The organism is Halapricum hydrolyticum, assembly GCF_025517535.1.
Lineage (GTDB): Archaea > Halobacteriota > Halobacteria > Halobacteriales > Haloarculaceae > Halapricum > Halapricum hydrolyticum.
This window is the reverse complement of record NZ_JAOPKC010000008.1, coordinates 1-24,174: the sequence shown is the minus strand read 5'-3', so window position 1 is coordinate 24,174 and position 24,174 is coordinate 1. Positions and strand designations below refer to the sequence as shown.

Here is a 24,174-nt window from a genome sequence, read left to right as displayed (position 1 = left end):
GCCGTCGCGATCCCCGGCGTCGGCCAGCACGAGAGCGATCGGTGATCGGGACAGTCGTTCCGACCAACACGACGAGATTCTCGCTGCGACAGATCGCTCATCGCCGTAGCAACACCGCAACCGGCACGAGCAGGAGCGCCCCGGCGACGAACGGCGACCAGTCGACGACCACGTAGGCGGCGGCAGCGAGCGGTGGTCCGACCGTCCGCCCGAGGCTTCCCGCCCCCTGCGTGACACCGAAGGCAGCCCCCTGTGTGTCGTCGGTCGCACCCTTCGAAACGAGTGCCGCGAGCCCGACCGTTATCGCGCCGTTCCCGAACGAGGCCAGCGCTCCGAATGCGAGCAACACGAGGAGTCCGCCGGTCACCCATCCGGGACCACTGGCGGCGAGCGGTCCCGTCCCCGCCAGCGGCGACACGGCGAGCAGGACGAGCGCGAGAAACAGCGACGTCACACCGCCCCGGACGACGTATTGCACACTGAACCGCCGCGAGAGCCAGCCGATGAGCACGCCCTGATTGACGATGCCGAGCGCCCCGATATAGGCGAGAAATATCGCCGCTTCGGTCGCGTCGTATCCGAATGCGTCTGCCATGAACGGGACGAACATCACGGTGACGCCGGCGAACGCGAGCGAGGTCAGAAAGAACGCGATGACGAGCGGCCGGAGTGTCGCGTCGGCGAGCGCCGTCCGGAACTGGCCGACGAACGACACGCGCCGCGCCTGGGTCCGGGTGCGATTCGGCTCTTTCAACACGGCGGCCGCCACTCCGAGCGCGAGAAACGAGAAGCCCGCAGCGGCAAAACTCGGCAATGAGAACGGCGTCACCGGGACGAACCCGGGCAATACGGTGCGGGCGGTCGACACCGCGGTGTCGCTGGCCAGCAAGCCGCCGATCGCCGGGCCGAACACGAACCCCAGACCGAAGGCCGCGCCGACGAGACCGAGTGCGCCGGTCCGGTCCGCCGGTGTCGTCACGTCGGCGATGTACGCCTGTGCGGCCGCGATGTTTCCGCCCGCCGCGCCGGCCAGCAGCCGGGCACTAAACAGGACGACGAGGCCGAGCGTCACCCCCAGGGCCGCACCGATCTCCGAAGCGAACCCGAAGACGACCCAGGCGATCCCGGAGACGCCGACGGACAGCATGAGCACCGGCCGCCGGCCGCGCTCGTCGGAGATCCGACCGAGCACCGGCGCGGCGACGAACTGTGCCAGCGAGTACGACGCCGCGAGCAGACCGATGAACACGTCGCTCACGCCGAACGAACGGACGTAGAATGGCAGAATCGGGATGATGATGCCGAAGCCGAGCAGATCGATGAAAACGATTCCAACGACGACCGCGACGCGGCGACGCGTTCCTGGCGCGGCGGCTGGCGCCGCCTGCTCACTCGTCGCCGCCTGACTCGAAGCCACTACTGCTAGATATCAGACCCCAGTGACATACGGGTGTCGGATCCCGAACTCTCCAGGCTCGATCGGGATCGCTTTCGGTGTTTCGTCGAGCGGTTTCGCGCTGGTAGCTATGAGACGATTTCCGGATCGGCTGGTCACATCGCCGGCGAACCTGTGTCTTTAAGCGTGTTCCACAGTGGAATGAGGATATATGACTGACGTGCGGGCCGCGATCGAGTCGCTTCTCGAGGACAGGCCCGATCTCGAAGATCGCCTGGAAGATCTGCTGGCCGTCGACGCCCAGCACGACACTTGGACGTTCGAGGACGTCCCCTTCGACTCCGGGACGTTCGGCGAGCTAGTCTCTCGGGAGATCGTCGAGAAGACCGACGGCGAGTATCGGCTCCGCGATCCGGCGGCCGTCGAGGCGATTCTGAACCCGGACGCGGTCGAGGACGACGACACAGACGCCTCGTCGCGCTCGCTGCCGGACGGCCCGGCGCTTTCGCTGCCGGACATCGATCGCGTGACTGCGATCGGACTGAGCGGTGCGCTCGCGCTCGTCGTGCTCTTCCGGGTGTTCCCGTTTCCCTCGGTCTTCCAGAACCGCGACGTCGTCCTCTCGGGTAACGATCCGTACGCGTATCGGTATCTCGTTCACCAACTGCTGGCCGAGAGCGGTGGGGCGCTGGACCTGTCGACGCTGTCGGAACTGCCGGGCGGGATCGCCCACGGCGAACCGCTGTTCGTCGCGACGCTGTGGTGGATCGCGGCGCTGTTCGGCGGGGCTGCGGATCACGTGCTGGCGTGGTATCCGGTCGTCTCGGCGGTCGTGACCGCGCTGCTCGTGTACGTGTTAACCGTCCGGGTGACGGACGATCGGCGGGTCGGGATCGCTGCCGTGGCGCTGCTGGCGATCGTGCCGGGCCACGCGTTCCGGACCGGGATCGGCTTCGCCGACCACCACGCCTTCGACTACCCCTGGCTCGCGCTGACGGCGCTGGCGGTGGTGTCGCTCGCGGATCGAGAACTCGGTGATCGCGGGACGTGGCCGTGGGTGCTCGCGCTCGGGGTTGGCGTCAGCGGGCAGGCGCTCGCCTGGGACGCCGGGCCGCTGTTGCTCGTTCCGCTTGCGGTCTACGTGGCGCTGGTCGTCCCCTCGTGGGTACGTGCCGGCCGCTCGCCGCTTCATGAGGGTGCCGGGCTGGTCGCCGGACTCGCACTCGGAGCAACGCTCGTCGCCGGGGCCCACCACGCGTTCGGGTGGCACTCGACTGAGGTCGCGGCCGTTCCGGGGCTGTTGCTTGTCGGGACGATCGGTTTGGTGGCCCTGGGGACGGCCACAGAGCGGTTCGACGTCGGGGTGCGACCGCTTGTCGGTGCCGAGGTCGGTGGGCTGGTCGTCGGCGTGCTCGTGGTACGAACGTTGCTGCCGTCGCTGTCGGAGCAACTCTCCGGCGGGATCGACTTCCTGCTCACGACCGAGGGGATCGCCGAGACGACGTCGATCGTCGCCGGGCGGGTCGGGGCGCTCGCCGGGCCGATCTTTTTGTTCGGGTTCGCGCTCTTCCTCGCTGTGCCGTATCTCGCGTGGGCGAGCTGGCGGTGTTATCGTCGCCACGAACCGGGCCTGCTGGCAGTGTCGGTCTACGCCTGGGTCTTTCTCGTGCTCGGGATCGTGCAGGCGCGATTCGCCGGGCAACTGGCTATTTTCGTCGCCGTCTTCGGCGGACTCGGGTTCGTCCACCTGGCCGCCTGGGTCGAGCTGACGGACTATCCCGAACTGTTCGGTGAAGACGACTCCGGGCCACGGGAATCGGCGGACACGAACGAGTCCCCGCGACCGGCGGACCTCGCGTGGCCCGAGCGCCGCGAGGCGCTGTACACGGCCGGGCTCGGACTGGGCATCGCCAGTCTCGGGACTGTGATGACGCCGATCAAACACTCCCAGGTGACGATCGACGATTCGATCTACGAGGCGGCTGCGTTCATGCGCGAGTACGCCGACGAGCAGGGCTGGGAGTATCCCGACAACTACGTCTTCAGCCGCTGGGGACGCAACCGGGTGTACAACTGGTTCGTCAACGGCGAGTCCCGGAGTTACGGGTACGCACAGTCGAACTACGAGGACTTCGTCACCTCGACCGACGGGACGGAGTGGTACGAGCGATTGGGTGATCGGGTGGGGTTCATCGCGACCGGGCGTGGCTTGCCGATCGACGCCGGCGGCCGGACGATCTACGAGCGACTCTGGAGCGAGAACCTGGGGATCGAGACCGACCACTACCGGGCCGTGTGGGCAACTGCTGACGACTCCCGGCGAGTGTACACGCTGGTTCCGGGTGCGCGCGTGACCGGTCCGGCACCGGCGCAAGAGGACGTGCGCATCGAGGGCGACGTCGAGATCGGCGCGCAAACGCGATCGGTCGGCCTGGACGTCTCGACCGGTGAACACGGCGTCTATCAGGCGACGATCCCGCTGCCCGGGACCTACGACGCGCCGGACGGCACGGTGGAAGTCTCGGCTGCGGACGTTCGGGCCGGGCGGCTCCGATCCGAATTCGACGGCGATGCGTACGCACGCTGGTCGTTCGACGAGGGATCCGGCGAGTGGGCCTACGACCGCGCAGGTGGCCACCACGGCCGCGTCCACGGGGCGGAGTGGGCTGACGGTCGCGAAGGGGCGGCGCTGTCCTTCGAGGGCCAGGCCGAGGAGTATGTCGAGGCTCCGATCGACTCGCTCCAGGAGTTTACGCTCGGTCTCTGGGCGCGTCCGACGGCACTTGACGTCTCCGGGGAGAACGACTACCGGGACGTCGTTCGGGCGGAAAACGGCAGCATCCTGATCTTCGAACAGAACGGCCGGATCAGCTTCCGATTGCCCGGCGCTGGCGGCGGCCGGGTCGTCGGGAGTGGCGTCGAGACAGACGCGTGGACGCACGTTGCAGTCACGTTCGATGGAACGACGCGAACGATCTACGTCGACGGGGCACAGGTGGCACAGGACGACGTTTCCGTCGGGTCGCTCGAGTGGGGCGAGTCAGTGCGGTTCGGGAACCGGTACTCGACGCCGTCCCGCCACGGCTACGCGGGCCGGCTCGCGGACGTTCGTATCTACGAGGGCGCACGGTCGGATATCTCGGCGCCGTTTGGACTGGAGTGACCGTGGACGATTCCTCACGTAATATAGAGTTATCGTAATCTTTTACATCGCCACCGGGAACCACACTGTATGTATCTGGACGGTGGTCAGTCGTGGAGTTGATCGACGACGAGGGGAGGCTGTTCGGCGTCGTCAACGTCATCGACGCACTGGTCGTACTTCTGGTTCTCGCGGTCCTGATCGCTGGCGTCGCGTTGCTCAATCCGTTCGCGACCGAGGCAGAGACGGCCGAGCGATACGCGACGATCGATCTCGGCGAGCAGCAGCCGTTTGTCGCCGAACAGATCACCGATGGCGACGTGATGAACCCGCCTAACGCGCGCAATGTCACCGTGACCGACGTCCACGTCGGGCCCGCCGCCGGCACGAACGTCTCCGTAACCGCTCGGGTTCGTATCAACGGCTCGCTCGGCGAGGACGGCGAGCCGTTCCGCTATCGCGGTGACGGCGTCCGACAGGGCGGCCAGTTCACGCTCGAAACCGCGGCATACACCGCGAGCGGGACGATTACCCGACTCGACACCGAGGGTGCGGCGCTCGATACCGTCACCCGACAGGTTCGACTCGACGGCACGCTGTCCTCGACGGCAGCGCAGCGACTCCAGAGCGGAGATACCGTGACCTACGCCGGTCGCGAGGGCGCGACCGTCGAGACCGTCTACATCGGGCCCAACGGCGACTCGGCGAACCGGCGTGCCACCGCCACGATCTCGGTCGAGACGTTACGCCAGTCGGGCGATCTCACGTTCGGCGACCAGTCGGTCAAGCTCGGACAGTCGTTGTCGCTGGACTTCGGTGAATACGGCCTGTCCGGAACGATCAAGGCGATCGGCGACGACGCCGAGATCCAGACGGAAACGGCTGAGGTGTCGGTCGTGACGACCGTTTCGGGAGAAGTCGCGACGCAGTTGGAAGCCGGGGATACGTACGATCTCGGTCCCGCGACCGTCGCGACGATCGACTCGGTCACCCAGTATCCGGGTCCGTCCAACGGTCAGCGCCGCCTCTACGTGGACCTCTCGCTCGATACGGTGATTCAGGACGGGGATCGCTACTTCGGTCCGGATCAGCTCTCGATCGGTACGTCGATCCCGTTCCGGACGGCCGAGTACTCCTTCAGCGGGACGATCGAGACGATCGGCGAACCAGCCGAGACGAACACCACGAAGGTCGCTCTCGAGACGACCGTGTCGAACACCGTCGCGGACACGATCGAGATCGGCGACATCTTCGAGTTCGGCGGGCAGTCCATCGCCAGCGTCCAGACGATGGACGTCTACCCGACCGGTGACGACAGCACTCGTCGAGTCCTCCTGGGGATGGACCTGCAGACAGTGACGCGTGACTCCGGCGCGTACTTCGGGGCCGATCGCGTCACGCTCGGCTCGACGATTCCCTTCGAGACGGACGCCTATCGCCTCTCCGGAGAGGTCATCGGACGCGACGCCTACGTCCCGAACGGCTCGGTGACCACCGCGACGATCTCCGTGAAAGTCGCGGACGTCGAACCCGAGTTCGCTGACGGGATCGAAGTCGGCATGATCGAAGAATCGATGGGCAAGACGACGGCCGAAATCGTCGACAAGCGGACAGAGCCGGCGTCGATCATCCTCACCAGCGAGAGCGGCGAGATCTTCGAGCGAACCCACCCGCGCAACGAGGACGTCTATCTCACTGTCGACGCGACCGTCCGTGAGACGCCGGACGGCTACCAGTTCCACGCCCAGTCGCTCAAGGAGGGCGATACAATTACGCTCGACTTCCGGACGATCACTGTCCGGGGCACGGTGACGGACATCTAGATGAGCGTTGACGATCGCATCGACCGAGCGCTATCCGCTTCGCGGATCAGACAGGGCCTCGACCGCTTCCTGTCCGGGTCTACCGTCGTGTCGACGCTGTCGTCGCTCGCTCGAGACCGGGCGGATCGACTCCGTGCTCGGGGCCGGACCGTTCGGTCGTGGCTGGAGCGATCGACGCTCGGACAGGCCGGGCGTGCGGTCAGTCGGCGACTCGGGGAGCTCGTAGGCGGGTCTCGCGCGCTGTCGGGGCTGTCGGCGGTCGAGCGCTGGGTGCGGTCGTCGTGGCTCTATCGGTGGCTGACGGCCGAGCCCGAGCCGGATGTCGTCGTCATCGACCTCCGGGAGACGGTGACCGTCCGTCCGTTCCTGACCGCGATCGACGAGTCGATCGGCCTGCTCGTGACCGGTCGCCGGACGTCGATCGTCCGTCGGTCGGTCGAGCGAGGCTGGCGGCGCTTTCGCAGCTCGCCAGTCCGGTACGCGAGTCTGTTCGGGCTGTTCGCGCTGCTCGGTGCGACTGCGGCGAGCGTGGTCCGCGGGACGCTCTCGGCCGGGGGGGTCTGGCTGCGTCTCGTCCTCGCGGTCGCATTTCTTCTCGGTGCGCGCGTCGATCGACCCTGGGCGGAACTTCGGACGTCCCGGCCGGTCCAGTTATTGCTCGCGGCGCTCGAACCGCCCGAGCCGCCCGGTGAACAGGGGTCTCGCGATGCGCGTGGCATCGGGGCGTCTGACCACCCCGAAGATCGATCCGCCGAGCGTTCCCGGGGGGACGACGACTCGGGCACGTCCACGTCGTCGGACGATGCCTCGGGGACGTCTCCGTCGTCGGACGATGCCTCGGGGACGTCTCCGTCGTCGGACGATGCCTCTGATTCGTAGCAGCCTGCGGAACTTTTGACGACGACCTTGTGGATGTTTGGAACAGCCCGAAAGCCCCCGCGGTCTCGACTCGGGAGCCTCGCTGCGGTCCTCGCCCGCTGCGGTCCTTGCGTCGGCTGCCGTCGTCGAGACCGCGGCCCCTTTCATTCCCGCCCCGGTGGCTGGTCGATCACGCTACGTGGGTGGACTGCGGCGGTCTCTGTGTCGCCAGGGGGCTTTTGGGCTGCTGCGATCTCTGCATCTGTGTCGCTGAGCACCCTGAAGGACGGTCTCTCGGACTCTGCTTCGGCGGATCGTGTCTCGGCCGGCCTCCGGCAGTCGAATCGGAACACCCATTCCGGTCCGCCTATCGGCTGTAGACATGGACTGGTCGATCGTCGTGGCGCTCGTCGTCGGCACGCTCCAGGGGATCTTCGAGTGGCTCCCGATATCGAGTGAGGGCAATCTCGCGATCGCGCTGTCGGCGCTCGGGCGCTCGCCGGACGACGCCGTCGCGTTCGCGCTGTTCTTGCACCTGGGGACCGCGCTGTCGGCGACGGCCTATTACCGCCACGAGCTGCGCGACGTGCTCGAACTGGTGCCGGCCTGGCGTCCGAGCCGGGCTTTCGAGGGCGAACAGGCGCTGGTCACGTTTCTCGCGGCCGGGACGCTGGTCTCCGGGGTCGTCGGGATCGCGGCCTACGCGACGCTGGATGCGGTTGTGTCGTCGGTCACGGGCGGGACGCTCGTCGTGCTTGTCGGCGTGTTGCTCGTGGCGACCGGGCTCTTCCAGCTCCTCTCCGGTTCTGTCGAAGGCGAGGCCCGGCCCAAGCCCCGCGGGCCCGACGCGGTTCTGGTCGGCGCGCTGCAGGGACTGGCGATTCTGCCCGGCGTCTCTCGATCGGGCGTGACCGCCGGCGCGTTGCTGCTGCGCGGGTACGACGGGCCGACGTCGTTCCGATTGTCGTTTCTGCTGTCGATCCCGGCCGCGGTCGGTGGCGGCCTGCTCGCGTTCGCGGATACCGGTCTCGGCGACGTGACGCTGCTGGCCGCGGCGGTCGCGCTCGGCGCGGCCGCGACTGTCGGCTACGCGACTATCGACGCGCTCATGCGACTCGTCGAGCGCGTCTCCTTCTGGGGCGTGTGTCTCGCGCTCGGTCTGTTGGCGATCGCAGGCGGGATCCTTGTCGACCCCGACGGGTTTCTGGGTGCCGTGGATTCGCTCGTCGGTGTGTTCGCGCTGCTCGGGCGCTGATTTCGGTCTCTGCGTCGCGTCGGGGTTTCGTGACACGAACCGTCCGTAACCAGTGACACGAATATTATGGTTATTAAGTCTTACATGATTGAACACTCAGTTCAACCGATCTGGCGGGCAGATACCTGGTCGACGAACGGGTAGTTTTATTGTCGATTCGATGTAACACACGTCCAGATGGTTACCGGTCACCGGTATCGGGCCGTGAGTGGGGCTGGCGTGGCGTTGCTCACAGTAGCGGCGGTGCTCGTGGCCAATACCGAGGGCGTCCAGAACGTCGTGGTGTCGACGGTTCCAGTCGCCGAGCGACTGCGACCAGTGGTGCTGTCGGGCGAGGACCTGGTGTTCCGGCTCGTCCTCGTGACGGGCATCGTGACGGCGTTGCTCGCCCCGCTGTACAAGCCCCGGCCGCGTCGCATCCTGAACACGATCTTCCGGGCCGAGCGTCGCGTCTTCGTGGCCGGGCTAGGGCTGGCGACGGTCGGGTACTTCGATCACTCCTCGCGCGTGCCGCGGGCGACGCTGCTGGTCACCTTCGGGCTCCTCGCGATCGCGATCCCGCTGTGGCTCGTGGCGATCCGCCACCGGCCGACCGACGACCCCGAGCGCGCGCTCATCATCGGCGACGATCCCGTCGAGATCGGTCGCATTACCTCGGCGATCGACGCGCCCATCGTCGGCTATGTCGCGCCGCCGACGCCCTACTCGACCGGGAACGGTGACGACGACGGGATGGCCGTTGCGGCGACCGACGGTGCCGGGCTCGTCCGCGAGCGACCGGCCGCCGGGGTCAACGTGTCGTATCTCGGCGGGCTCTCCCGGCTCGAGTCGATATTCGTCGATTACGACGTCGACACCGCCGTCTTCGCGTTCAACGAGACCGATCGCGAGGAGTTCTTCGGCGTACTCGCGACTTGCCACGAGTTCGGCGTCGACGCGAAGATCCACCGCGAGAAGGCCGATACCGTCCTCGTCTCGGACACGCCCGGCCAGGAGATCCTCGACATCGACGTCGAGCCCTGGGACTGGCAGGATCGGGTCGTCAAGCGCGCCTTCGACGTCGCGTTCGCCGGGTTCGGACTGCTGGTGGCGTCGCCGTTGCTGGCCCTGATCGCCGTGGCGATCAAGCTCGACAGTCCCGGGCCCGTGTTCTACAGCCAGGAACGAACCGCGGAGTTCGGCGAGACCTTCACCGTGTACAAGTTCCGGAGTATGATTCCGGACGCGGAATCCAAGACCGGCGTGAAGCTGAGTGAAGAGGACGCCGGCGGGCGCGACCCGCGCGTAACTCGTGTCGGTCGGATCCTTCGCAAGACTCACTTCGACGAGATCCCGCAGCTGTGGTCGATTCTCGTCGGCGACATGAGCGTCGTCGGGCCGCGCCCCGAGCGCCCGGAACTCGACGAAGATATCGAACGCGAAGAAGGCGTCACGGACTGGCGTCGTCGCTGGTTCGTCCGGCCTGGATTGACTGGACTGGCCCAGATCAACGACGTGACGGGCCACGAACCGGAACAGAAGCTCCGCTACGACGTGGAGTACATCCGACGGCAGTCGTTCCGGGTCGACGTCGCGATCGTCATCCGACAGATCTGGAAGGTGCTGGGTGACCTGGTGGAAACTGTTCTGGGTCGAGACTAGGTGCTGTCAGCTACCAACGATATAGCTGATGTTCTCATAGCTCTCACCGCTGTCTTGTTGGTGTTGGTGAATATCTCTTTTCTACTTCTCGTCGGGTTTCTCAGCTGTAAGCTTCTGTCTACTGTCATCCGGCAAATCTGGACGGGTGTATCGAACGGCACAGCTTTCCCATACTGGATACAGCGTAAGGAATTTCCGCATCGATGCCGGACGTTCTCGTATGAGCAAAAACCGTGACGAGAAGGGGCAGTTCACCGAGCAGGTCACGCTTGCAGACGTACTCGAGGTGTTCGAAACAGTTGACGGCCCCGTCGTCACGTCCGGTGACGTCGCCACTGTCACCGGTTGTTCGCGGGACTCCGCCCGTCGGAAACTCGATCGGCTGCACGATCAGGGCCGGGTCGGACGTCGGAAAACGTCCGGGCGCATCGTCTACTGGCGGCGCGAAGACGCCGATCCGAATCCGGTCGATCCCGACGATCCGATCTTCGTCGACCGTCCAGTGATCTCCTCGGGACGTGAGAACCTCTCCGAGCAGGTCGACGATCTTCTCTACGGGGCTGACTCGTGAGCGAGCCGCGGCCGCTGTTCGTCGATACGAACGCGTTCGTGGCGCTGTTCGACGCAGACGATGTACATCACGACCGCGCGACGAGCGTGATAGACGGGATTCGGGATCGAAATCTGCCCTATGGGCCGATCTTCACGAGCAGATACGTGCTCTCAGAGACGGCGACGACATTGCTGTACGGTGTCGGTCACCGCGCAGCTGCCGAGGCACTCCGAACGATCCGGGCGTCGTCGACGTTCAACGTCCTTGAGGTCACTGCTTCGCTGTTCGAACGAACTGTCGAGCAGTTCACTGCGTATGATGATCAGCAGATTTCGTTCGTCGACCACCTCAATGCAGTCCTCAGCGACGAATTCGATATCGAGTACATCTTCGCGTTCGAAGACGACTTCCGAACGCTGGGATTGACACGCGTGCCGGTCGATACCGGCGACGCGATGTGAGCCAGAGCTTACGGATAACCGAGGAAAAAGTCTCGCACTTCAGCGCGGGAAGAAGTCAAGCGACCACGGTCGTCGATCTCGACTGATCCGTACTCCTCGGCTGTACTCCCGTCAGCACTACTCATTGGCTCTCCCTAATATTCAGCGGTTACAAGGCGGAGCCTCCGGCCTCAAGGAGTGAGCGAAGCGAACGAGTAGGCCGGAGAGGAAGCCGACACCATAGACAACCAACCCACGCTACTATACCAGTCTGACTCCCAATTATTAAGGACCCACAAGAACACATCTGAATTATGGAGGTCCGACGTACTGCACCGGTCAAACTCGTCGTCCCCGACGAGTACCATGATGACCTCCATGAAACCGCAGACCAATTCCGCTACTGTGCGAACCAAGCCAGTGACTACTGCTGGGACAACACCAGTTACAAGAACTGTGTTACGTCAAACAGCAAAGCGAGAGACGCGCTCTACGACCGACTCAAGGATGAAACAGACCTCAATGCGAATCTCGTCCAAGAAGCCATCCGGCGTGCCGTCCACGCTGTTGACAGCGGAGTAGACCGCTGGAAAAAGGGTAAACGGACGAACAAGCCGGAGTTCACCTCGTGGAGTATCGTGTTTGACAAACGAAGTGCGACGTTCTACCGGAACAAAATTTCACTCGCCACAGTCAACGGACGAGTCGAGTTCGAGTTTGAACTGCCGGCAGACAGTCCAACACCCTACGAGGAATACGTCTTGTCTGAAGACTACGAGTTTCGGACGAGTACACTCCAGTACGACCAAGCCAGCAACGAGTTCTATTTCCACGTCACAACACGGAAAGTGGACGACGATGGCGAGGCTGTTGAAATCGAGGTTTCGGACGATACCGGGCACCAAACAGTCCTCGGTATCGACCTCGGCGTGAACAGTCTCGCCGTCGCCTCAACCGGCACGTTCTGGAGCGGTGACGAGTACGACCACTGGATTCACGAGTTCGAAAAACGTCGGGCAGAGATGCAACAGCGTGGCACCCAAGCCGCCCACAACGCATTACTCCGGCTTGGAAAGCGTGAGCGTGCATGGCGGAAACAGTACATCCACACTGTCGCCAACGAAATCGTTGACGAAGCGGTTGCCCACGACTGTGATGTAATCGTGTTCGAGGATTTGACCGATATCCGAGAGCGCCTTCCACACGCTGACTGGCATCATATGTGGGCGTTTCGTCGGCTTGTCGAGTACGTTGAGTACAAAGCTCCAGAACAGGGTGTCGCGGTTGAACAGGTTGACCCAGACCATACGAGTCAACGCTGTTCACGCACTGATTGTGGCTTCACGCATGAGGATAATCGTGACGGTGAGCAGTTCAAGTGCCTGAAATGCGGCTACGAGGTCAATGCGGATTATAATGGTGCGAAGAATATCGCGTTGCGGTATATGCGCAAGCGGACACATAGCCTGCGTTCCTCGCCCATGTCGGGGAGCGCAGACGCACCAGTAGACGTGCGTATAACTGGTGGGACGCAGAACGGCAACGGCTATCAATCGGTTTGATAGGTGATTGCCGGGAGTCCACATCAAAGCCCCTCCCTCAAGAACTGAGGCGTTTACGCCGAGGGAGTAGGGAGGGGTAGTTTACAGGTTACAATTGGATCACTCTACACGGGAGAGGAAGTCAATTCATCGCTCGATGTGTCCCGGCTTGATCGCAACGACGTCGGCGTCAGCCATGGAGTCCCTCCTCGGCGATCCGGTCGATCACTTCGCGCTGCCGTCCGTCGATCCGATCGGACTCCTCTTCGTATCTGCGTTCGATACGCACCCTGTAGTCTCGAAACCGGCTGTCGTCACCACAGACGAACTCCCCGGTGACCGCTTTGTATGCGACTTTCAGAGGGAGTTCTTCGACATCGGAAATATCGACGAACGGCGCGTCGGGATCCTGTGCGTGCCCGGAGAGCTGATATCGCTTCCGGAACCGCTCGCCAGCCGACAGCCGATCGACGAATTTGATCGCCAGATCGAGATCGGAGCCTTCTGTGGGATTGCCGTCGACGTACGAACCGAACGCGAGCGCGAATTCGACCGCCGGATCAGAACAGACTCCCTCTCTGACGGTATCCAGCATCACGTCACGTTCGTTCGGCATACGCGATGGTTCGCGCGTTCACGGCAAAAATGTTCTGTGGCTGTCGGTCTGGAAGCGGCGTGGCTCCGACCATTGGTCCACTAACCAATAGACTTATTGTATTGGTATGCGTACCAATAGACGAGGATGGCCTCACTGACCGGCGATGATCTTGATAGGGTGAGCGAGGGGAGGAAGTACCCTGACGGGACTATCGTCCGTGTGTTCTGCATGCGGACAGATCGTGACGTATACCCGTCGGGGTGGGCCTGCAAGCTTCACTACGGCGCGACAGAGCCGGATCCTCCCCGCACACTTGCAGATGGGACGATTCGTCGGTACGACAACTCGCACGAGGACACCAAAGGCCACGAACTGCACGTCGCACCGGACCCCGAACCAGACATCATCACGTTCCCCGGGATGGTCGAACTCTGGGAACGGTTCTGGAGCGAGATCCCGAAATCCGAGTTCGATGTCACGTGAGACCACTACACTACGGTGATATCCATGCACGATACCACACCGCCGCTGCACCCAATGGAACGCGAACAGCTTCGGTCCGAATCAACCCTCGTCGTAACGGTGAAATCATCCAGTGAGTTCCACGATGACGTCATCGACGGGATCGAGGCGCTCGAACGGGGCGACGCGGTGGATTCTCTACCGACGCTCTCGTTCACGAGCTACGACGACCTTATGGAGACGCTGACGCCGCGTGTACTCGATCTGATCGAGGCCATTCGTCGGGAAGAGCCATCCAGCATTAACGAGACAGCACGGGTCGTTGACCGGGACGTGAAGAACGTCCACGAGGAACTCAGTCGGCTTGCCCAACTCGGTATCATCTTCTTCGAAGAAGACGGCCAGAGCAAGCGCCCAGTCGTCTGGTTCGACAAACTCGTGATCAACCTTCCGTTTGATCCAGAGGGGAACGACACGGCAGCTGCTGCGCCCTGATCCGATAGAAGTGCGAGTTTGATGGCAGTCTTTCGGACGCTCAAAACAGCGTCCGCAGTCCTTCTTCGAGGGATATCTTCGGTTCGTAGCCGAGTTGCTCCCGGGCACGCGTCACGTCGGCACAGCTGCGGTCGATGTCGCCGGGCCGGGGCTCGCCGTGGACGATCGGCGAGTCGGTGTCCGCGATCGACTGGACGGTCTCGGCGAGCGTCTGGATCGACGTCTCCGTGCCCGTGCCGATATTGTAGGCGGTTCCGACGGCGTCCGTGGTCGCGGCGAGGAGGTTCGCGCGGACGACGTCCTCGACGTGGACGAAATCCCGCGTCTGCGAGCCGTCGCCATCGACGGTGATCGGGTCGCCAGTCAGGGCTTGCTCGCGGAAGATGCTGATCACGCCGCTGTAGTCGCCGCCGGTCTGTCCGGGCCCGTAGACGTTGAAATACCGGAGTGCGACCGTGTCGAGTCCGTAGAGGTCGTGATAGGTGCGCACGTACTGGTCGGCCGCACATTTGTCGATGCCGTACGGTGAGGCGGGTGCTGTCGGTTCGGCCTCGTCGATCGGGACGCCCGTCGGCTCGCCGTAGATCGCGGCGCTGGACGCGAAGACGACGCGGGCGTCTTCCCGGCGTGCTGCTTCGAGGACGGCGAGCGTCCCGGTGAGGTTGACGTCCTGGCAGCGTTGGGGCTGGTCGATCGATTGCTGGACGCTGACGATCGCGGCCTCGTGGAAGATCACGTCTGCGTCTGCTGCCGCGTTTTTGAGGGTGTCGTCGTCCCGGACGTCGCCTTCGATGAACGTTGCGCCGTCCGGGACGTTCTCGCGTGAGCCTGACGAGAGGTCGTCGAGAACGGTGACGTCGTTGTCTGTGGTGAGGGCGTCGGCGATGTGGCTGCCGATGAACCCGGCTCCGCCAGTGATCAGTATTGTTCGGCCAGTGAGGTCCGTCTCAGCCATCGTGTGTCAATGCAGGGTGATGTGGATAGGAAAGGCCTGCGGGTCGTGGCTACAAACAGTGTGACTATGCGTCTTCGAGGTGTTCCTTCACTTCCTGAAGAAACATCACGAGCACTGGAAGTTCAGTTTGCAGGTGTTCGTACACTTCTGTGTCATCGATATCGTTCCCGTATTGGTAGACGAGGATGTTCGAAACCCGGCGGCCTGTTGCATCTTGTCACTTGTTTCCGACGAAAGAACACCCAGCTCGGAAAGGGTGGCGAACCGCTCGGCGTAGGTCTCAGGGCATCTGCATCGAGTGTGCGAATCAAGAGCCCCGCAATGTCGATACAGGCTTCGATTGCGGTTTGGAACTCCCGCTCGACGATCGCGCGTTGTCCCGATCGGTTCGATAGGTTTCCGGGTCGAGCGCTCGCTTTTCGGCAAGCACAGAGATCGCTTCCTCGACGTGCGCGGCTTTCTCCACAATCCTGATCTCGATGTCGTCCGGAACCGTCATACCTTGGCATCGAGCCGTTCGAGGATCGCATCGAATTGTTCCATCCGGTCGCTGTGCGTGTCATCGTCCGCTCGTTCGCGTGCGAACCGCTTGCGATACGTGTCCACCGTCGATCGGTCACCGACGAGTACTGTCCCGTCTGTGAGCGCTGTTGCTCCCACTTCCGGGCGGATCGTCTCCAGATCGGCAACGTCGACGGCGTCGGTTCTAAGGCTCAGTCGTCGTCCCGCTACGACCCCCATACTTCACGGTACTTCCCGAGCTCGCGGTACTCCTTCCTCCGCTCGAAGGCGTCGATGGCGTAGATCACTTCGTTGTCCTTGTCCCAATCGATCAGCACGCGAAAGTCGCCGACACGGAGCCTATAGCCAGGATGGTTCTTCAGCCGGTCCAGAAAGTGGTCCGGGAAGTCACCGATGTCCTCCAGCTTGGTGATGATCCGCTCTGCGTCGTCCGTCTCAAACTGTTCCAGCGTTTCGACCACTGTCTCCGTCAGAACGACTTCGTGAACCACCGTTCAGCCCTCAGTCTTTGTCGATGCCGAGGCGTTCGCGAGCCTCGTCCGTGGACATCGTCCGTCCCGCTACCACGTCCGCGTAGCCCTCGGAGACGCCTTCCTGCGCTCCGGGCGTCAGAATCGGCTCTGTGGTATCGCGCAGCACCTCACGGACAAACTCCGAGCGATTGGTGTAATCCAGCTCCTCCGCCAGTTCGTCAATCTCTTCGAGCAGGCGCTTTGGCACCTTCACGTTCAACTTCACCATCTCCCCGTCGCCGTTGTCGTCCGCGTCCGTGCTCATACGTCGTGGTACGTAGGTGGTACGCAAAGAATTGTCGCTCAGCCGTTCCGCGGATCGACGACAAATCGGCAGGGGTAATTCTCGAACCACGTGACCCGGGGGTTACGGGACGTTGACGGAACAGTCACTGCTCGGCAAGCGAATCGAGTTTTTGTAGAATTTTCGCGTAGACGTCCGGTGCGCAATACCATCCCTCGTCGATCATCGAATCGATCACTGTTCGAGCCTCCTCGACACGGATCGATCCCTGTTGTGTGAGTCTGAGTACGATGTATGCCGTCCCTCTGGTTGTGATCGTCTCGGCCGCTGCAACGTCACGACCGTACGCTTCATCCATCACGGCGATGCCATCGTGTGTGTCGGCGCAGGCGAGCACAGCGGCGTCCGCGTCACTGAGGTTGCTCTGTCGCTGGAGGCGTGACAGCAACGGCGTGGACTCGACCGTGACGACGTCGAAGCTATCGCCTTCGACGCCACGCTCGATACGACGGGCATCCGGGTAGCCTGCCTCGAGGCCGGTCGTCACAACTTCGTCATAGACGCGCTCGGGGACGACACACCGGTCAGCGAGGTCATCGACGAGCCCTAGTCGGTCGACCTTCGCGAGGTAGATCAGCGGCGTCGCGTCGAAGACCCACATTCAAAGCTGCTCCAAGTCGGCGTCGAGGTGCTCGTCGCTCACCCACGTGATATCGTGGTCTTTCGCGAGCTGGGCGAACTCCCAGACGGACATCCCCGCGATCTCGGATGCGCGCGTGAACGAGACGGTTCCCGCTTGCAGCTGCTCGAGTGCCTGCTCGTGACGCCACTCGGTGAGTCCCTCGGCGAGCAGTTTGCGGACGGCTGTACTCCGGTCGAGGTTCTCGTCTTCGAGATACGCCTCGAGTTCACGCTCCAGATCGTCAGGTACGCGTGCGGAAATCGTCCCCATACCGTTTACTATGTGTGCAACGTATACAAAAACGTCGGTTCTAGCGGGGATTCTCAAACTGTGTGTGACTGTCCCGACCTCCAAGACGTGCTGGTGGACTGTTCCGGCCAGTCGAGGAGTCGACACGCCTTTCGGAGTTGGACAAGCGACTCGTCGTTGGTGTCGAGTCCCGTCCCGTAGGTCTTGCGGCAACTGGTGAGGGGACGAATTGGCGGAGACAGAGAAGCTATGAGGCGTCGAGTCTTTCGTAGAAGGTTCTCGGTTCAACGATATCGACGCCGCGGAATGTGTCTAGCGAGAGCAGATGTCCATCACCGGAAACGAGATAGTCAACATCGCCAGCTACTGCTGCCTCAAGGAATTTGTCGTCGTCCGGATCATCTTCAACAGCCGTGATGTCTTCCTGTGGGGTCACGAACTCAGCAAAGTACCGAATCGTTTCGACTTCCTCTTGCACTTCGTCTTCAGTCATATGGAACCGCTCAGGATATTTGAGAAGGGTATCACGGAACTCAGCCAGGGTTTCGATAGACACGACAATTTGATATTCGTGGTTGAACCCCTTGACAAGGAGCTCGTGTGGGACACCGGTTGCAATCACACCCGAAATGAGAACGTTCGTGTCAAGTACTGCTCTCATTCATTCTCGCTCCGTGCCTCGTGGACGAGCTGTGTGACTTCTTCGAGTGAGACATCGACTGTTTCTGCGCGCTGTTCGACTCGCTGTTGAAACTCTTCGACCGACGGGAGGTCAACTTTCTTCAGTACAAGTCCGTACTCTGTCGGAACGACCATCAGTTTCGTTCCCTGTTCCAGCCCAAACTGCTCGCGCAGGCTGCTCGGAATCGTTACTTGTCCTTTCGAGGTTACTGTCGTCATCGCAGGTTCGTCAGATGCCATACTATCCTCTTGCGTAAGAATTCCTTACGAACGGGCTTGAATCTGTCGATCAATGTGTAAGGTCAGCCAGCGGAGCCGCGATGTTCTCGTCAAGAAGAAACGACACCTCCATAACTACGATTCTGGGAGGTCCTCTGGGCCGGTAATGGTTCTCGGGTCGTCTTTTCCGGCTTCGTGCAGCTCGCGACGGCGTTCTTCGACTGCCCGCATCTCTTCAGGATGGTCGTGATAGTACGCCAGTGCATAGTAGACTTCAGAGGCCGTTAGATCAAAGCGGTCCGCAACTGTTTGCGCGTCGAGGCCGCGCTCTTCGACCAGCGCGTGGATGTGACTCACGCTGATTCGCCGGCCTCGAATGTGGGGCTCGTCGTGGATCTCCGACTCGTCACCCGAGACAACGGTATTCATCTGCTCTGACATGGTATACCGTACCAGTGCAGTGGTCTTCAGTCTTTGCCGGTGCTGGTCGTCAGCTACAGGTGCTTTATCACGCAGTGTAGTAGCCGTTTCGTTGCCGTCGTCAGCTACAGGTGCTTTATCACGCAGTGTAGTAGCCGTTTCGTTGCCGGAGTGTCCGCGCAGCGTCGAGGAGTCGACACGGCTTTCGGAGTCGGACAAGCGACTCGTCGTTGGTGTCGAGTCCCGTCTCGCTGGTCTGCCCGCGTGTCTCTCGAAACGTCCGTTCGGCTCTCTCGAGCGCGTCTTCCACGTGGCTGTCATCCATCGGTGAGCACCTCCTGTTTCACGTTCCGGAGTGTCTCCGTCTCGAAAAGGGTGAGGCCCTCCGCGAAGATCTCCCGCAATCGATCTCCGTACTGGGATGTTGTCTCGACTGACTCGACGAGGACGTGAAACGTGTACCGATCGCCGTCGTACCGCCGATTCTGGAGCGACTCGACGATGTCATAGGCTGTCTGTTGCCCGAGTGCCTGCTGCTCCTCGACGAGGACGAAACAGTCGACGTCGCTCTGTCGATCGGCGTCACCGCGGGCGACACTACCGAACAGGACGATACCGCGGACGTCTTCCAGTTCGGTTCGGAGTCCGCTTTGGAGATCACGGACCGGCCGGTGGAATTCGGACTGATAGTGATTACTGTACCGATTTACCGGTACGACCGCACGAAGTAGTGCGGTCGACCCGGAACAGACGTACAGTAATCACTATGTGGGATCGACAGGACCGGATCGTCCGGCGTTTCGAGCCGATCGCTGTTGATTCGGACGAGCTTCTTCGGTCCCTCTCGTTCGGTCGTGACGAGATCGACAGCTTCCAGATCCGCGACGGCCTGGGAGACGCTTCGGTGCGTGTAGTCGATCATCCGACTCAACTCCCGGATGCCGAATCCCGTGTACGGGTTGTCCGAAAGCACTGCCAGGAGCTCCGCCGTGGCACGATGGCTGAACAGCTCCGGGTGGGTGACCGGAATCGACAGTGACACTGTCGTCCCTTTTTGGATACTATCCTTATCCATGGATACTATTAGTATCTGTACTGTCTTAGTGCTGGTGGCACCTCTGATAAGCACAGACACACCCCTCGCAACGAGTGTATTCTGCTACGGGTGGGTCACGTTCCCGATCTCGAACGCGTCGTCGGTCGTGACGAGGAGGTCGAGGCGATCGGGGCGGCGCTCGGTCCGGCCACAGTCGGGGGTCCGCCGGAGACGACGATCATCTACGGCAAGACGGGAACGGGGAAGTCACTCGTTACGAGGTGTCTGGGAAGCACACGAGACGGTGCGAACGAACGACGTGTCACTGGAGTACGCGTACGTCGACTGCTCGGACTACCAGACGGAGGCGAAAGCCAGTCGCGAGATGGCCCGGGAACTCGTCTCCGGGCTCGATACGGACCGAGACGTTCCGCGGGTCGGGATTGCCGCGGCTGATTACCGTGACATCGTCTGGGAGCTTCTTGACGAGTTCCGCGTTGACGTGTTCGTGGTTATCCTCGACGAGATCGACAAACTCGACGACGACGAACTGCTCCGGAGCCTCTCGCGTGCCCGCGAAAGTGGCAAAGTGGACGCTCACGTCGGGGCAATCTGTATCAGCAACAAGATCGAGTACCGGGAGCGACTCAACGAACGGATCGATTCGAGCCTCCAGGACAACAAACTGATCTTCGATCCGTACGACGCCGGGCAGCTCCGTGCCATCTTGGAGCATCGAACTGACGCGTTTGCGGACGGCGTCCTCGATGGCGACGTCATTCCAAAGGTTGCTGCGCTTGCTGCGAAAGCGCACGGGGACGCACACAAGGCCGTGGACACGCTCTACGAGGCCGGTCGACTTGTCGAAAAGCAGGGGCTAGATCGGGTGTCTGTCGAACACGTCGACGACGCCGTCCAGCAGGCCGAGATCAACCGCTTCCAGAAACTCGTCAGCGGGACGACGCCGCACGTCAAACACATCCTGCATGCGCTGGCGCTGCTGACCGCGAACAACCCCGAACAGGAGGCGTTTCGCACCCATCGTGTCTACGATCTGTATACCCGGATCGTGGATCGAGTGGACTCCGATCCGCTCTCGGAGGATCGCGTGTATCGGCTGCTCAAAGAACAGGCGTTTCTGGGCGTGACGGAATCCAACCATACTGGTGGCGTACAGGGTGAGGGGAGTTATCTAGAGCACCGACTGCTTCGTGACCCCGACATCGTGGTGAAAGCGCTTGAGAACCCCGAGTCGGTGTGAGTTTTCACTCGGTGTGAGGGGTGTGGGTGTCGGTGGTTGACTGGTTGTTGTGGTGCGATCGAGATCTTGGTGCGGAGCATACTTCTGTATCTGCGGTCACGCGATCGAGTCCCGATTTCGTATGGAGCTTTCCTAGGTACTGTTTGAGATCGCGGACATTTGGTGCCATTCGTGAGGTAAACTCTATCGGCTGTCGATGAATCAACGAGTATAAAGTCCGAGAGAGGAATCCACCTATCAATGAGTGACACAGCAGACATCGGTCGGCGCGAGCAACTCCAGGCACTGATCCGGGTTGCGAAATACCGGCCGCGTCTCACTGCGGCGATCATCATCGGCGGGGTCTTCGCGGCGCTACTAGAGGGGGTTGGCCTCGGATTTATCCTCCCGATCGTCGAGATCGTGCAATCGCCTGGCGATCCGGCCCAGCAGGCCGACGGCATTATGCTGGCGTTCGTCCGTGCCTACGAGTTCCTTGGGATTCCGTTTACGCTGGGATTCGTCATCGTCGGCGTGAGTGCCGTGCTGACCGTGCGGTGGACACTGACGTTCTTCGTGCGGTGGATGCGGAGCGCGCTCTCGATCGATTACACGCGATTCTTGCAGCGAGAGTCGTTCGATCATGCACTTGATGCGCGGATTGAGTACTTCGACCAAGAGGGGTCTGATGATATACTGAATGCGATCGTCACGCAGTCCGAATACGCAGGACGGACGATCCGACATGTGATTGACTTCATCGAACAGGGGTTCTTGACACTGATGTACCTCCTAGTTGCGCTAGTCATTGCACCGCTTCTTACCCTCTTCGCACTGGTGTTTCTCGGCGGTTTTGCGGTGTTGTTCCGGTTTGTTATCGAACCAGGGTACGACCTTGGAGACGAGGTTGCAGATGCCAACGAGCGGGTCCAGCAGGCTGCGCAGGCCGGGACACAGGGGATCCGTGATACCAAGCTGTTCGGACTGAAGAGCGAACTTTTTGATGATTTCACTGATGCAGTGAATCAATACGCTGGTTCGCTTGTCACGCTGCGACGTAACGAGCAGGCGATCAAGAACTTCTACAATCTGCTGACTGCGGTATCGGTGTTTGTGCTGATTTATGTCGCACTGACATTCGCGAACCTCTCGCTTGGTTCGCTCGGTGTGTTCCTGTTCGCGATGTTCCGACTTGGGCCGAAAGCGAGCAACTTGAACTCGAAACTCTACAGGATCGAGAACAATCTGCCTCACTTGGTCCGGACACAGAAATTCATTGATGAACTTGAGCGTAATACCGAGCCGACGGACAAATCGGAACCCACTCCAGACGAGATTCGGACAGTTGAGTTCGACGATGTGTGCTTCTCCTATGAGGGACAAGAAGAAGAGGCCATCTCAGGTGTGTCCTTCGAGTTCGAAAAAGGCGAGTTCGTCGGGTTCGTCGGCCAGTCCGGGGCCGGGAAGTCGACGATTGTCTCACTTTTGCTTCGAATGTACGAACCGGACTCCGGAGAGATCCGGGTGAACGGTCGGTCAATCTACGAGATGGATATTGACGAGTGGCGCTCACGAATCGCTGTCGTGCGGCAAGATCCGTTTATTTTCAACGACACCTTACGGTACAACCTGACGATTGGGAACCGAGACGTTGCTGAAGGAGAACTCGACAGAGTGGTTCGGGTCGCCAAGGTGGACGAGTTCTTCGGTGACCTGCCGGATGGATACGAGACGCAACTGGGCGACGACGGCGTTCGGCTGTCAGGTGGACAGCGTCAGCGGGTGGCGCTGGCTCGGGCGTTGTTGAAAGACGCCGATGTGCTGGTGCTAGACGAGGCGACGAGCGATCTTGACTCGAATTTGGAGAAAGAGGTCCAGCAGTCAATCGAGAATATGGACCGTGATTACGCGATGATCGGTATCGCACATCGGCTCTCGACAGTGAAGAACGCGGATCGTATTTACTCGGTGGATGCAGGCGAGATTGTCGAAACTGGAGAACACGAGGAGTTGATCGATCAAGGTGGGCAATATGCGGAGCTGTATGCGATTCAGTCGCGAAGCGGATAGAACGTTGACCATATCGAAAGAAGTGGCTCTGGTGAATAGCTGGATAGCGTCGGTTTGGACCGTTAGAACTAGGAAGATGAAGCGGGAAATCGCCGATGCTCTATGTCGAAAATTTCCCGCTTCACGAGTCAAGTCGTTTAGTTAGCTAAAAATGTTGTTGGTGGCCGAGGCGAAGTCGCCGCCCCCGAGGAGGGTGGCGGCTTCGCCGATTACGCCGTCGTATCGCTGCATTATCTGCGGGTTTACTTGGAGAATTCCTACCGAGAAACGTTGGACCTACTGAGCGAGATGTCACCATATTCTCGGGGAGATCGGCCTTGAACCGGCCGATCTCTCGCATCACTCGACGTTAGTGAAGTGGTTTGATAGAATCAAGACAGCACTCTGGCGGGTGCTGCTGCGCCGGTCGGCGCAGCTGACTCGATGGAAACGTTGCTACCCCATGAGAGCGTGACACAAAGCATGGGCGCAAGAGACTGACGGTCGTGCCGTGCCGCAGAGCACGTGCAGCTGACTGGCCCGTGTGTGAAGGAAGCCGAGCCATGGGCGTTACAGCCCGACTGCGCCGAAAGCGGCAGTCGGGAAAGCCTGAATAGGTGCATCTCTGCTTCACGCACTGGTGTCTCGGGTGAACAGATTATGTACCTTGGAATTGATGTCCACAAACGGTACGCACAGGTGGCAGTCATGGATGAGGTTGGTGAGATCGTCGAAGAGGTTCGCGTCGGAAGCGCGAACCTTGACGATCTCGCTCAGCGGTACGCTGGCGCTAAAGCCGCACTCGAAGTGACCAGCAATACTACCACATCCACGGTACGCTGTCGGAACATTTGGATGTGACTGTTGCCCATCCGAAGGAACTGAACCAGATCGCTCAGTCGGACAAGAAGACTGATCGCATCGACGCCAAAGAGATAGCGCGGATGGTCCGGTTGAACTCAGTGCCGGAAAGCTACGTCCCAACCGATGAGGTCAGGGAAGCCCGCGCACTCGTGTGCGGGCGACAGACATTAGTCGAACGCTCATCCGTAGGAGATTGTGGATACTGCTGAGCGGTCGCTGCGGAGTCGAAGAGGACAAGGGCACCGCGGCAGCGGTGCCCGACACGAATGATTCCGCTAGATGTGTTTGGGTCGGAAT

At 61.5% G+C, this 24,174-nt stretch carries 25 protein-coding genes and 3 pseudogenes; 14 read left to right on the top strand and 14 right to left on the bottom strand.

The features are described 5' to 3' along the window. Positions 1-97: 97 nt before the first annotated feature. Entirely contained in the window at positions 98-1,417 is a 1,320-nt protein-coding gene (locus OB916_RS08840) for an MFS transporter (protein WP_315908929.1), read from the bottom strand. A 190-nt stretch (positions 1,418-1,607) separates the two neighbouring features. On the opposite strand from OB916_RS08840, the gene OB916_RS08835 reads away from it, so the two are divergent. From OB916_RS08835 to OB916_RS08800, 8 genes are all read left to right on the top strand, one after another. Next, the gene (locus OB916_RS08835; protein WP_315908928.1) at positions 1,608-4,559 is read left to right on the top strand and encodes a LamG-like jellyroll fold domain-containing protein; all 2,952 of its coding nucleotides are present in this window, start codon (positions 1,608-1,610) and stop codon (positions 4,557-4,559) included. Positions 4,560-4,651: 92 nt separating this feature from the next. Then, positions 4,652-6,361 (top strand): DUF4330 family protein, encoded by a 1,710-nt coding sequence (locus OB916_RS08830; RefSeq protein WP_315908927.1) that lies wholly within the window; start codon positions 4,652-4,654, stop codon positions 6,359-6,361. Beyond that, positions 6,362-7,240, top strand: a complete 879-nt coding sequence (locus OB916_RS08825; protein WP_315908926.1) for a hypothetical protein — start codon at positions 6,362-6,364, stop codon at positions 7,238-7,240. It abuts the gene before it with no gap. Between the two features lie 361 nt (positions 7,241-7,601). Next, entirely contained in the window at positions 7,602-8,474 is an 873-nt protein-coding gene (locus OB916_RS08820; RefSeq protein ID WP_315908925.1) for an undecaprenyl-diphosphate phosphatase, read from the top strand. A gap of 177 nt (positions 8,475-8,651) precedes the next feature. Further along, positions 8,652-10,115, top strand: a complete 1,464-nt coding sequence (locus OB916_RS08815; protein ID WP_315908924.1) for a sugar transferase — start codon at positions 8,652-8,654, stop codon at positions 10,113-10,115. A 220-nt stretch (positions 10,116-10,335) separates the two neighbouring features. Next, positions 10,336-10,686, top strand: coding sequence for a hypothetical protein (locus OB916_RS08810; protein ID WP_315908923.1), 351 nt, complete (start codon positions 10,336-10,338; stop codon positions 10,684-10,686). After that, a complete protein-coding gene (locus tag OB916_RS08805; protein ID WP_315908922.1) occupies positions 10,683-11,129 on the top strand; it encodes a type II toxin-antitoxin system VapC family toxin in 447 nt (148 codons plus the stop codon). Before OB916_RS08810 ends, OB916_RS08805 begins: the two co-directional genes overlap by 4 nt. A 293-nt stretch (positions 11,130-11,422) precedes the next feature. Next, positions 11,423-12,670, top strand: coding sequence for an RNA-guided endonuclease InsQ/TnpB family protein (locus OB916_RS08800; protein ID WP_315908921.1), 1,248 nt, complete (start codon positions 11,423-11,425; stop codon positions 12,668-12,670). A gap of 169 nt (positions 12,671-12,839) precedes the next feature. Here the strand turns inward: OB916_RS08800 and OB916_RS08795 are convergent, their stop codons facing one another. Next, a complete protein-coding gene (locus OB916_RS08795) occupies positions 12,840-13,265 on the bottom strand; it encodes a nucleotidyltransferase domain-containing protein (protein WP_315908920.1) in 426 nt (141 codons plus the stop codon). Between the two features lie 126 nt (positions 13,266-13,391). Between OB916_RS08795 and OB916_RS08790 the strand changes: the two genes are divergently transcribed. Next, the gene (locus tag OB916_RS08790; RefSeq protein WP_315908919.1) at positions 13,392-13,730 is read left to right on the top strand and encodes a toxin-antitoxin system TumE family protein; all 339 of its coding nucleotides are present in this window, start codon (positions 13,392-13,394) and stop codon (positions 13,728-13,730) included. Between the two features lie 24 nt (positions 13,731-13,754). Further along, positions 13,755-14,204: an HVO_A0114 family putative DNA-binding protein gene (locus OB916_RS08785; protein ID WP_315908918.1), complete on the top strand. Its 450-nt coding sequence runs from the start codon at positions 13,755-13,757 to the stop codon at positions 14,202-14,204. 40 nt (positions 14,205-14,244) lie between these two features. Here the strand turns inward: OB916_RS08785 and OB916_RS08780 are convergent, their stop codons facing one another. The 12 genes from OB916_RS08780 to OB916_RS08725 form a co-directional block, all read right to left on the bottom strand. Continuing rightward, positions 14,245-15,159, bottom strand: coding sequence for an NAD-dependent epimerase/dehydratase family protein (locus OB916_RS08780; RefSeq protein WP_315908917.1), 915 nt, complete (start codon positions 15,157-15,159; stop codon positions 14,245-14,247). Positions 15,160-15,654: 495 nt separating this feature from the next. Continuing rightward, complete coding sequence (locus OB916_RS08775) at positions 15,655-15,900, bottom strand: hypothetical protein (RefSeq protein WP_315908916.1); 246 nt, start codon at positions 15,898-15,900, stop codon at positions 15,655-15,657. Next, positions 15,888-16,172, bottom strand: coding sequence for a type II toxin-antitoxin system RelE family toxin (locus OB916_RS08770; protein WP_315908915.1), 285 nt, complete (start codon positions 16,170-16,172; stop codon positions 15,888-15,890). The genes OB916_RS08775 and OB916_RS08770 overlap by 13 nt, the downstream gene beginning before the upstream one ends. Before the next feature lie 10 nt (positions 16,173-16,182). Then, positions 16,183-16,458 (bottom strand): ribbon-helix-helix domain-containing protein, encoded by a 276-nt coding sequence (locus OB916_RS08765; RefSeq protein ID WP_315908914.1) that lies wholly within the window; start codon positions 16,456-16,458, stop codon positions 16,183-16,185. A 124-nt stretch (positions 16,459-16,582) separates the two neighbouring features. After that, a complete protein-coding gene (locus tag OB916_RS08760; RefSeq protein ID WP_315908913.1) occupies positions 16,583-17,098 on the bottom strand; it encodes a DUF3368 domain-containing protein in 516 nt (171 codons plus the stop codon). Further along, a complete protein-coding gene (locus OB916_RS08755; protein WP_315908912.1) occupies positions 17,099-17,389 on the bottom strand; it encodes a UPF0175 family protein in 291 nt (96 codons plus the stop codon). A 226-nt stretch (positions 17,390-17,615) separates the two neighbouring features. Beyond that, positions 17,616-18,029 (bottom strand): putative toxin-antitoxin system toxin component, PIN family, encoded by a 414-nt coding sequence (locus tag OB916_RS08750; RefSeq protein WP_315908911.1) that lies wholly within the window; start codon positions 18,027-18,029, stop codon positions 17,616-17,618. Then, positions 18,026-18,289, bottom strand: a complete 264-nt coding sequence (locus tag OB916_RS08745; RefSeq protein WP_315908910.1) for an AbrB/MazE/SpoVT family DNA-binding domain-containing protein — start codon at positions 18,287-18,289, stop codon at positions 18,026-18,028. Before OB916_RS08745 ends, OB916_RS08750 begins: the two co-directional genes overlap by 4 nt. 114 nt (positions 18,290-18,403) lie before the next feature. After that, positions 18,404-18,709 carry a DUF433 domain-containing protein gene (locus OB916_RS08740; protein WP_315908909.1) on the bottom strand — a complete coding sequence of 102 codons (306 nt, stop codon included), beginning with the start codon at positions 18,707-18,709 and terminating at the stop codon, positions 18,404-18,406. 118 nt (positions 18,710-18,827) lie between these two features. After that, a complete protein-coding gene (locus OB916_RS08735) occupies positions 18,828-19,013 on the bottom strand; it encodes a hypothetical protein (RefSeq protein ID WP_315908908.1) in 186 nt (61 codons plus the stop codon). Beyond that, entirely contained in the window at positions 19,006-19,296 is a 291-nt protein-coding gene (locus OB916_RS17015) for a nucleotidyltransferase domain-containing protein (RefSeq protein WP_390884069.1), read from the bottom strand. Before OB916_RS17015 ends, OB916_RS08735 begins: the two co-directional genes overlap by 8 nt. Before the next feature lie 98 nt (positions 19,297-19,394). Beyond that, entirely contained in the window at positions 19,395-19,763 is a 369-nt protein-coding gene (locus OB916_RS08725) for a winged helix-turn-helix domain-containing protein (RefSeq protein WP_315908906.1), read from the bottom strand. Positions 19,764-19,841: 78 nt separating this feature from the next. On the opposite strand from OB916_RS08725, the pseudogene OB916_RS08720 reads away from it, so the two are divergent. From OB916_RS08720 to OB916_RS08705, 4 genes and pseudogenes are all read left to right on the top strand, one after another. Next, positions 19,842-20,985, top strand: a pseudogene (locus OB916_RS08720) (Cdc6/Cdc18 family protein). 240 nt (positions 20,986-21,225) lie between these two features. Then, entirely contained in the window at positions 21,226-23,034 is a 1,809-nt protein-coding gene (locus OB916_RS08715) for an ABC transporter ATP-binding protein (RefSeq protein ID WP_315908904.1), read from the top strand. A 102-nt stretch (positions 23,035-23,136) separates the two neighbouring features. After that, positions 23,137-23,452 (top strand): annotated as a pseudogene (locus OB916_RS08710) (IS5/IS1182 family transposase); the annotation flags it as partial. 221 nt (positions 23,453-23,673) lie between these two features. Further along, positions 23,674-24,053 (top strand): annotated as a pseudogene (locus OB916_RS08705) (IS110 family transposase); the annotation flags it as partial. Positions 24,054-24,174 lie beyond the last annotated feature (121 nt).